This window comes from Paraburkholderia sp. GAS448, assembly GCF_050435685.1.
GTDB lineage: Bacteria > Pseudomonadota > Gammaproteobacteria > Burkholderiales > Burkholderiaceae > Paraburkholderia.
The window spans coordinates 52,237-61,206 of record NZ_JBNDKT010000042.1 but is presented as its reverse complement, the minus strand read 5'-3'; the positions used below and the strand labels follow the sequence as shown (position 1 = coordinate 61,206).

General features: G+C 62.2%; 6 protein-coding genes. 5 read left to right on the top strand and 1 reads right to left on the bottom strand.

Translation table 11 applies throughout. The features are described 5' to 3' along the window. The 4 genes from P3T23_RS40265 to P3T23_RS40250 all read left to right on the top strand — a co-directional run. Positions 1 to 93, top strand: a 93-nt coding sequence (locus tag P3T23_RS40265; protein ID WP_429321627.1) for an arginine deiminase family protein, incomplete at its 5' end; no start/stop codon positions are given. Between the two features lie 228 nt (positions 94 to 321). Further along, positions 322 to 1,443 (top strand): efflux RND transporter periplasmic adaptor subunit, encoded by a 1,122-nt coding sequence (locus tag P3T23_RS40260; RefSeq protein WP_429321623.1) that lies wholly within the window; start codon positions 322 to 324, stop codon positions 1,441 to 1,443. Next, the gene (locus tag P3T23_RS40255) at positions 1,440 to 4,511 is read left to right on the top strand and encodes an efflux RND transporter permease subunit (protein WP_429321622.1); all 3,072 of its coding nucleotides are present in this window, start codon (positions 1,440 to 1,442) and stop codon (positions 4,509 to 4,511) included. Before P3T23_RS40260 ends, P3T23_RS40255 begins: the two co-directional genes overlap by 4 nt. A gap of 16 nt (positions 4,512 to 4,527) precedes the next feature. Further along, positions 4,528 to 6,051, top strand: coding sequence for an efflux transporter outer membrane subunit (locus P3T23_RS40250; protein WP_429321621.1), 1,524 nt, complete (start codon positions 4,528 to 4,530; stop codon positions 6,049 to 6,051). Between the two features lie 31 nt (positions 6,052 to 6,082). Here P3T23_RS40250 and P3T23_RS40245 read toward each other — a convergent pair whose 3' ends face one another. Further along, positions 6,083 to 7,375, bottom strand: coding sequence for a phospholipase A (locus P3T23_RS40245; RefSeq protein ID WP_429321620.1), 1,293 nt, complete (start codon positions 7,373 to 7,375; stop codon positions 6,083 to 6,085). A gap of 429 nt (positions 7,376 to 7,804) precedes the next feature. Here P3T23_RS40245 and P3T23_RS40240 point away from each other — a divergent pair, with 429 nt between their 5' ends. Continuing rightward, on the top strand, positions 7,805 to 8,878 hold the full coding sequence (locus P3T23_RS40240; RefSeq protein WP_429321619.1) for an AI-2E family transporter: 1,074 nt from the start codon (positions 7,805 to 7,807) through the stop codon (positions 8,876 to 8,878). Positions 8,879 to 8,970 lie beyond the last annotated feature (92 nt).

Below are 8,970 nucleotides of genomic sequence, written 5' to 3'. Positions count from 1 at the left end.
GTCGTGACGATCGTCGGTGCGGAACTGGGGCGTGGACGCGGCGGCGGCCACTGCATGACCTGTCCGATCGTGCGTGACGCGGTGGATTACTAGCGCTCACGAGTACCGACAGTCGTGAATCCGGGCACGCAGGTGGCGGCGTAGCCTTCGCCTCGTGCCGCCTGCCTGCATCGCACGGGCTGCGTCGACGCCAGAACCGCGCCGCTGTCTGCGTGGATTGCGCCTTCGGTGATGCCTCGATCGAGGCGTCGCCGAAGGCGGTGGCAGGTGTCGTCATATCGCGCATACGCGAGGTAGGATTAACCATAGCGAGGGGCCTGAATGACCGCTCACGAAAGCCGCCCTGCAGTGCGGTCCTGCGTGCTGCACGAGGTAAAGCGAACGGCGCGCCGTTCGCAGATCGTCGTCGTTCTGGCACTCGGGTTGCTGAGTGCGTGTGGCCGACACCAGGAGGCCGCGACCGAAACCGGGCCGCGCATGGTGCAACTGGTGCCGGTTACACAGGAAGGGGCGAACGAACTTCGGGAGTTCACCGGCCGCGTCGAGCAGACCAGCATTTCGCCGCTTGCGTTCGAGGTATCCGGGCGTGTCGTCCAGATCGCCGTGCTCGATGGGGGACGCGTGCGCAAGGGGCAACTGATCGCGAGAATCGATCCTGAACCCTATGAACTGCAGGTGCGCCGCGCCGAGGCACAGTACACCCAGCTCGCCGATGACCTCAAGCGCAAGGCGGTGCTGCACAACGAAAACATCCTGTCGGGTGGCGCGTTCGAGCAGTTGAAGGCAGCAGTGGAAGTCGCCGGTGTGCAACGCGATCTCGCGCGCAGAGACTTGCGCAATACCCGTCTTCTCGCTCCGTTCGACGGCCGGATCGCACGACGTACCATCGAAACTGAACAGACGGTGCAGGCAGGCGCGCCGGTGTTCAATCTGGAGAACGCGGAGCGCATCGAAATCGGTGTGGAGCTGCCGCAAAACATCGCCGAAAGTCTGCCGCTCAACAACACCTTGCGCGCCGAGGCCTGGACGCCCGACCGCCCGGACAACGTGTTCCCGCTTGTCTATCGCGAGCACGCCACGCAGAGCACACCCACCTCGAGTTCGTACCGGTTGCTGTTCAGCGTCAAGCAGCCCGCGCAGCTGACGCTGCTGCCGGGCATGGCAGTGCGCGTGCGCATCGGCGTGAACCAGGCGCCGGCAGCGAACCTTGCGCTCTCAGTGCCGATCGCTGCGCTGTCCGTCGCGCCCGACGGCAAGCACAGGCTGTGGCGCTATGACGCCGGGTCGAGCAAGGTGCATGCGGTGCCAGTCGATCTGCGCGAGATCCGCGATAACACGGCTATCGTGGCGGGCGATCTGCATGCCGGCGACAAGGTCGTAGGGGGCGGCTCGCAGTTCGTCGCCGAAGGGCAGGCGGTGCGGCCACTGGATGTGAATCAATGAGCCTCGCGCGCTCCCTTATCGAAAAGCCGTTGATCGCGTGGGTCATCACGCTCGTTTCGCTGTTCGGCGGACTTTTTGCGTACATCAACATTGGACGGCTCGAAGATCCGAAATTCACCATCAAGACGGCGGTCGTCGTCACGTTCTATCCTGGCGCCAGCGCGAAGGAAGTGGAGAACGAGGTGACCGACCGGCTCGAAAGCTCGATCCAGCAGATGCAGCAGATCGATTTTCTGCGCTCGCGCTCGATGCCGGGTTATTCGGAAGTTCGCGTCCAGATCCGCGATCGGTATACGTCTGCCGACCTGCCTCAGGTGTGGGATGAACTGCGCCGCCAGGTGAGCGACGTGCAGCCGCGGCTACCGCCTGGCGCGGGCCCGACGGTCGTCTTCGACAAGTTCGGCGATGTCTACGGGATGTTCTACGCCATCACGGGCAAGGGCTACAGCCAGGCGCAGCTCTATGAATACGCACGCGAGTTGCGCAAGCAATTGCTGACGTTGCCGGATGTCGCCGATATCGTGATCGCTGGAAACCAGCAGGAACAGATCACGGTCGAGGCCGACCAGACCAAACTGGCGGCCAACAATCTCTCTACCGACGATCTCGCGCAAACGCTGGCCCTGCAAAACGAGATTCGTCCAGCGGGCCGTGAGCGGGTGGGCGATCTGCTGATGCGGGTCGCGCCCACGGGCACGCTGGATTCGCTGGAGGCCGTCCGCTCACTGCCGGTGGGTACGACCTCCGGGCCCGTTCTGCTGGGCGACCTGGGGACTGTGTCTTACGGATACTCGAGGATCCCGACGAATTTGATCCGTTATAACGGCGAGCCGGCGCTTACGATCGGTATCAGTGCGCGCTCACGGGTGAACGTCGTGAGGGTCGGCGAGGAAGTGAAGGCAAAGATGCAGGAGCTGGAGCGCAGCCGCCCGCTCGGAATGGAACTGCATGTGCTATACGATCAGCCGGAAGCCGTCGACGCCGCTGTCAAGGGCTTTGTGTTCGACGTGATGCTGGCGGTGGCCATTGTGGGCGTGGCGCTGGGCATCGGGCTCGGCTGGCGTGCGGGGGTGGTGCTCGGTGTCGAACTGTTCCTGACGATTCTCGGTACGCTGTTTGTCATGTTTGCCGCGGGTATCGAGTTGCAGCGGATCTCGCTGGGTGCGCTGATCATCGTCATGGGGATGCTCACCGACAATACGATTGTCGTTTGCGAAGGCATGCTCGTGCGGGTGCAGAAGGGCATGTCGCATGTCGACGCGGCAAATGAAGTGCTGCAGCAGGGTCAGTGGATTCTGCTGGCTTCGACCGTGGTGGGGATTCTCGCGTTTTCGGGCATCGGTCTTTCGCCGGACGCGGTCGGCGAGTTCTGCGCGTCGCTCTTCGCGGTGGCGGCCATCTCGCTGCTGTTCAGCTGGGTGATTGCAATCGGACTGACGCCGCTCTTTGGCTATTACCTGTTCAAGGCCGACGAGGGCGAGCAGCCCAATCCCTTCGACTCCCGGCTGTATCGGGAATACGGGCGCGTGCTGGGCTGGGTGGCGGGCCGCCGGGTGCCGGTGGTGATTTTTCTGGCGGTGCTCACGGGTGTATGCATGTGGGGGTTTCGCTTCGTCGAACAGAGCTTCTTTCCCAACTCGACGACGCCGATATTCTATGTAGACATGCGCTTGCCGCTCGGCTCCGATATTCGCGCGGTCGCTGAAAAGACCCGCGACGCGGAGAAGTTCCTGCTCGCGCAAAAGGGCGTGGCGAATATCGGTACCTATATCGGCGGGGGCGCGACGCGCTTCTTCCTGGTCTACGACCCGGAAACCCGCGACTCGAGATATGCGCAATTCATCGTCACGGTCAACGATCAGCGAGATATCGACGGGATGATCCCGCCCATTTCGGAGCAACTGGCGAAGCGCTTCCCCGACGCGAGCTGGACGGTGATCCGGCCGGCCTTCGGCCCGGGCGGCGGCACGCCGATCCAGGCGCGCTTCATGGGCCCGGACCCGCGAGTGTTGCGCGCCCTGAGCCGCCAGGCTCAGGCGATCCTGCACAAGGACGGCGGCATGGAATCGATCCGCGACGACTGGGAAAACCCGGTCAACGTCGTGCGGCCGGTGTTCGATGACTCGCGCGCCCGCGCCGCCGGTGTGACGCGGCGCCAGGTGAACGACGTGCTCGCGTATGCCACCGAAGGCATCACCACCGGGATCTTCCGGGAACACGACCAGCTGCTGCCGATCGTCCTGCGGGCACCGGATAGCGAACAGGGAATGGAGCGCCTGCTCACGATGCAGGTCTTCAGCGCTGGACAACAGCGCTATGTGCCGCTTGCCGACGTGCTGGACGGGGTCTCGCCGCAGACAGAAGAGAGCATCATTTCGCGTAACGATCGTATTCGAACGCTGACCGTGTCGGCCGGCGTAACGTACGGTAGCAACAGCGTGGCTGCGTTCGAGCGGGTGCGGCATGCGATTGAAGCAATTCCGTTGCCGCCCGATTACAGCTTCGAGTGGGGCGGCGAACACGAATCGTCGAGCATTGCCCAGGAAAGCCTGTTCCGTCAGTTGCCGATGGGCTTTCTTGGGATGATCCTGCTGGTGCTGTTCATGTTCGGTCGCCTCAAGCCCGCGCTGGTGGTGCTGCTGGTGGTGCCGATGTCGATTTGTGGTGTGACGGTGGGTCTGCTGCTGTTCCGGGGAGCGTTCGGCTTCATGGCGCTGCTCGGGCTGCTCAGCCTCATTGGCATGATGATCAAGAACGGCGTGGTGCTGGTGGAGGAGATCGATGGTCAGGTTTCCGCCGGCGTGCCGCGCATGCAGGCGGTGATCTATGGCTCGATGAGTCGTCTGCGGCCGGTGGCGCTGGCTGCCGGCACGACGATTCTCGGCATGTTTCCGCTGTTATGGGATCCCTTCTTCAAGGACATGGCGATCACGATGATGGCAGGGCTTGCGTTCGCGACAGTCCTGACGATGGTTGCAGTTCCTGCGCTCTATGTGCTGCTCTTCTCGATCAAGGGTACGGAGTGGGAAGAAGGCCAGCAACCCGGGGACCAATATGGAAAGCCCTGAGAACCGGAGCCGCCCGATGTCGTCTCTCGCGTCGCGCGAGGCGCGCCGTTCGACGTGGCGCGCCATGCGTCATTTGCCGCTGGCTTCGCTCGTGGTGGCGATAGCATCGGGCTGCACGGGTTCGCTGAAACTTGATTCGCCGAAGGCGCTTCCGCAGCACTTCAACGAGGTGTCGCCAGACGTCGCCGATACGCACGCGTCCCTTAGCGACGAACAGCTCGCGGCGTGGTGGACGCAGTTCAACGACCCTGCGCTTACCCAGTTGATCGAGACGGCGATCGCGCACAACTACGACATTTCGATTGCGGCTGCGCGCGTCGATCAGGCGCGCGCCGGCGTGCGCCTCGCGCGCTCGCAACTGCTGCCTTCGGTGGGCGTGGGCGCTGAGGCTGCGCGTTACCACGGCGGGGAAACCTCGCTGGAGTTTCAGGAGTTTCTCGGGGTCAACAATCTCGATGCGGAGTTCTGGCGCGTAGGGCTTCAGACGCAATGGGAGATCGATGTGTTCGGTCGCGGGCGCGCGCGTCTTGCCGCGGCGCGTGCGTCGACGCTCGCCGCAGCGGGCGATGCCGAGGCCGTGCGGCTCAGCGTCATCGGGACGGTCGCCGATCTGTATATGAGCTACCGCGGCCTGTTGCGGCAGCGAGAGCTGCTCGCGCAAAGCCACCAGATAGCCGCCGACTTCGTCGTCATTGCCGAGCGCAGTTTCAGGGCGGGCGTGGTGTTGAGCACGGATATCGACGTGGCCCGCGCAGGGCTCGCGCAGGTCGAGGCACGACAACAGGACGTCGAGACAGCCATTGCCGCTGCGCAGCTGTCGCTCGAGAATCTGTGCGCGGTCCAGCCGGGTGAGCTCACCGCCACGCTCAATTCCGTCAGCGGTCTGCCCAAGCCGCTGCCGGACATCACGCCGGGGCAGCCTGTCGATCTGTTGATGCGGCGCCCCGATCTTATCGCTGCGCGTGACCGGCTGTTCGCGAGTGTGAAGCAGTCGGACGCCGCGCGTCTGAACTACTGGCCGACATTCTCATTGAGCGCGCTGCTTGCGCGCAACGGTTGGGAGATCGCCGGCCAGAACCTTGGGCCGAGCACGTTCTGGCTGTTCGGCGCGGCCGCGACATTGCCCTTGATCGATTTCGGCGCGCGCGAATCGCTGGTGGAATCGTCGGACGCGCAGGCGCAACAGGCGCTTCGTGCCTATGAAAAAACCGCCTCGGGAGCGCTATACGATGTCGAGCAGGCCCTGTCCAGATTGAAGCGGCAGGAACAGTTGCAGCAGGCGCGCAACGAAGAGGTCGCGCGACGCAACGAGGTGCTCAGGAAAACAACGCGTCAATTCACGGTTGGGGATGTTGGACGCATCGATATCGATCAGGCCCGTGTCGCACTGCTCGAAAGCCAGGCGGCGCTGGTGCGGGAGCAGGTCGGGCAGCTGCAGGCTCAGGTCGCGTTGTTCCGCGCGATGGGTGGCGGCTGGCAACCGGCGGGTTCCGCGGTCAGTGCGTCACCGCCGTACCCGGCGCCACCGGCGAACCAGTAGTCGAGGCGCCTCGCGGCAATGACCTTGATGGTTAGCGCGCGAGGGCCAGGCCAATGCGGGCGATCCAGTGCTTCTTGTTGTAGTCGAGAATGGTTTCGCCGAAGCCGTTGAAGTAACCGAGCCAGAGATAGCCGCCCCATTTATTGCCAAAGATCCTCGCGAGCGGATAGGTCAACTGCGTGTCGACGCTGCCGTACCAGCTTTTCGTGCCCTTGCGCAGGGTTGTCGCGAGCTGCCAGCTATCGGGGCTGCCGTATTTGACGAGCAGATCGACGTAGCCACGAAAGTCCGCGATGTCGGGGTTGTCCTTCTTTCGGAAGGGAAAGTAGTAGTAGACCTTCGGCGAGATCGTCAGGTGGTTCGACTGCGTATCACCGATTTCCCAGGTGGGACGCACGAAGACGATATCGATGCTGCGTGATTCGTCGCCATCCCGTCCGTTGGATTCGTGTCCGAGGCCCGCCATTGCCGACATCTGTTTGAAGATGGGGCTTGTCCATCCTGTGTCCGGAATGGAGTAGAACACCTGCGGCATGTAGGCTGTATCGTGAAACGGCGACTGGTGCTCACGGATGTCCCAGAGCGACGTCTGCGTGTACGCGAAATACAGGTTATCGAACAAACCGCGCGAACGTGGATCATCCGGAATCGCGACCCTGAACTTCAGGCTGAACTGGAACCTCGCCATATTGTTGCCGTTCGAGCCATCTGCGAAATAGATCGGTTCGAAAATCGAGAAGCGGCTCATGAACAGGCTGTCCATGCCTGGAAGCGGCCTGTTGCCCGACGCTGGCGATACAGGTTGCGTCGAGGCTTGCACGACAGACTGATCCGGTTGCGCCGGCTGGCTCGTTTGCGACGTGGCGGCAGGCTGCCCGGCCGTCGCTACCGCTGTGCCAGGTCCAGTCCGGGTAAGCGCGACGATCACCGGAGAGGCATCAAGGCCCACCACGTCTATTTTCAGGAAGCCTCGTGCCCAGTCAGGCCACGCAGCGGAAAAGCGTATCTTGCGGAACTGCCCCGCAGGCAACGTGAGATGGTCCGGTGCGCCCGGCTCGCGGGTCAGGACGACCGGCTTCGGAGGCAAGTCGCCGTTCGTGAGCGTGACTGTAAGCTGGGAGGGTATCTCGAAGTCGCTGGGCGTCTCTTGATCGCCGCTATACATCAGCGTGACTTCAAGCGGCTGCTGTGTCGTCGCTTCGCGCGGGGGTTGCAGGACGGAAACCGTGGCATGCGACAGTGTGGGGCACGCCAGCGCAATGGACAGCGCGGACATCGCGACAACCCGGTGCACGCCGTGCCCGCCACACATCAGTGATCGCATCGACTCGAGGGTCGCCCCGGTTGACGGCACACGGGCAAATGACCGTGGTGACAGGGATTCGATGTCGAGACGAGCAGCACGATATGGCGACGGACCCGGCAGATTGTGCACATTGAACTCCTAAGCGATCAGCGTGGGAGGAGCCTGGTTCAGACACGATCCTTCAAGCATTTTATATAGCAAACAGGGTTTATGTGCGAAGATATTCCCCATGAAATGTGCGCACTTTTAGAAGCTGAAGTGCAATATGGCACCCGTCGTGGCATCGATTGAATGGTGCTGGAAACTCGCCGTTCAGTCCTCGCGTGACTGCCATTCAAGGCAGTCGTCCGGTGCTGGGCAAGGGTGCTGGAAGGCGGCCCGGCGGCCTGGCCGTAGCAGTGATACCCGAACAGGTTGGCAGTTCGCCGCTCAATGGAGCACTGATACATGAACGACAGATTGCAGGCGTCCGTATGCGTTGTCGTGCTGTTGCTGATTGTGGGCTGGGTGCTCTACGTTGGGCGCGCCGTTTTCGTTCCGATTGTGTTCGGCGTCATCGCGGTGTATGTGGTTGTCGGTTTTACACGGCTGTTACAGCGCATTCCTGTCGTGGGGAGCCAGCTGCCTGTGCAGTTGCGGTATGCCCTTTCCGTATTTCTGATTGCGGCCGGGATATTCTTCGCGGTGGACATGCTGGTGGCGAACAGGGACGGTCTGATGGCATTGGCGCCGCGATACCAGGATTCGATACTCGCACTGATCCAGAAAATCGCCGCACTGTTGCATCTCGAGACCGAGCCCACGTGGGATTCGCTGCGGCGTGACATGCTCGCGCAGTTCAATCTTCAGGCCATCCTCACCGGTATGCTGGCCTCGTTGTCGTCTGTGATCGTCAACGTATTTGTCGTGGCCCTGTACGCCAGTTTCCTGCTGGTCGAGCAACGAACGTTCGGCGAGAAGCTGACGAATATCGCAGCGAATGCACGTAACGCGGCGCGGATCAAGAGCGTGATCATCGACATCAACGGGCGTATAGGCGCCTATCTCGCGCTGAAAACGCTCCTCGGCGTTCTGCTGGGGGGCGTGTGCTGGATAGCGATGCGCGGCGTCGGACTTGAATTCGCCGGGCTATGGGCCGTGCTCATCGCGCTCCTCAACTACGTGCCTTATATCGGTTCGGTGCTCGGCATTGTCTTTCCCACGCTCATGTCTGTCCTGCAGTTCGGGCAATGGAACGAAGTGCTCATTGTGGTGATATCGCTGACCGTCGTCCATTTTGCGATCGGCAACGTGCTCGATCCGTACCTCATGGGCAACTCGCTCAACCTGAGTCCGTTCGCGATACTGGCGAGCATGGCGATCTGGTCTTCGATATGGGGCGTGGCGGGCGCTTTCCTGGCAGTGCCGATCACAGTCAGCATGACCATCATCTTCTCCGAGTTCGAGATGACGAGGCCCGTTGCCGTTCTGCTATCGAAAAACGGCCGGCTGACTTATGGGGAAAGCCCGCCGCTGACCTGATTGACGCGCCGAAGCGTTCAAATCGGAAAGCCGTCAAAAATAGCGTGTTTTGGTGCATAAAAACATGCAGGCCGCTGCTATCGAAGGGATGT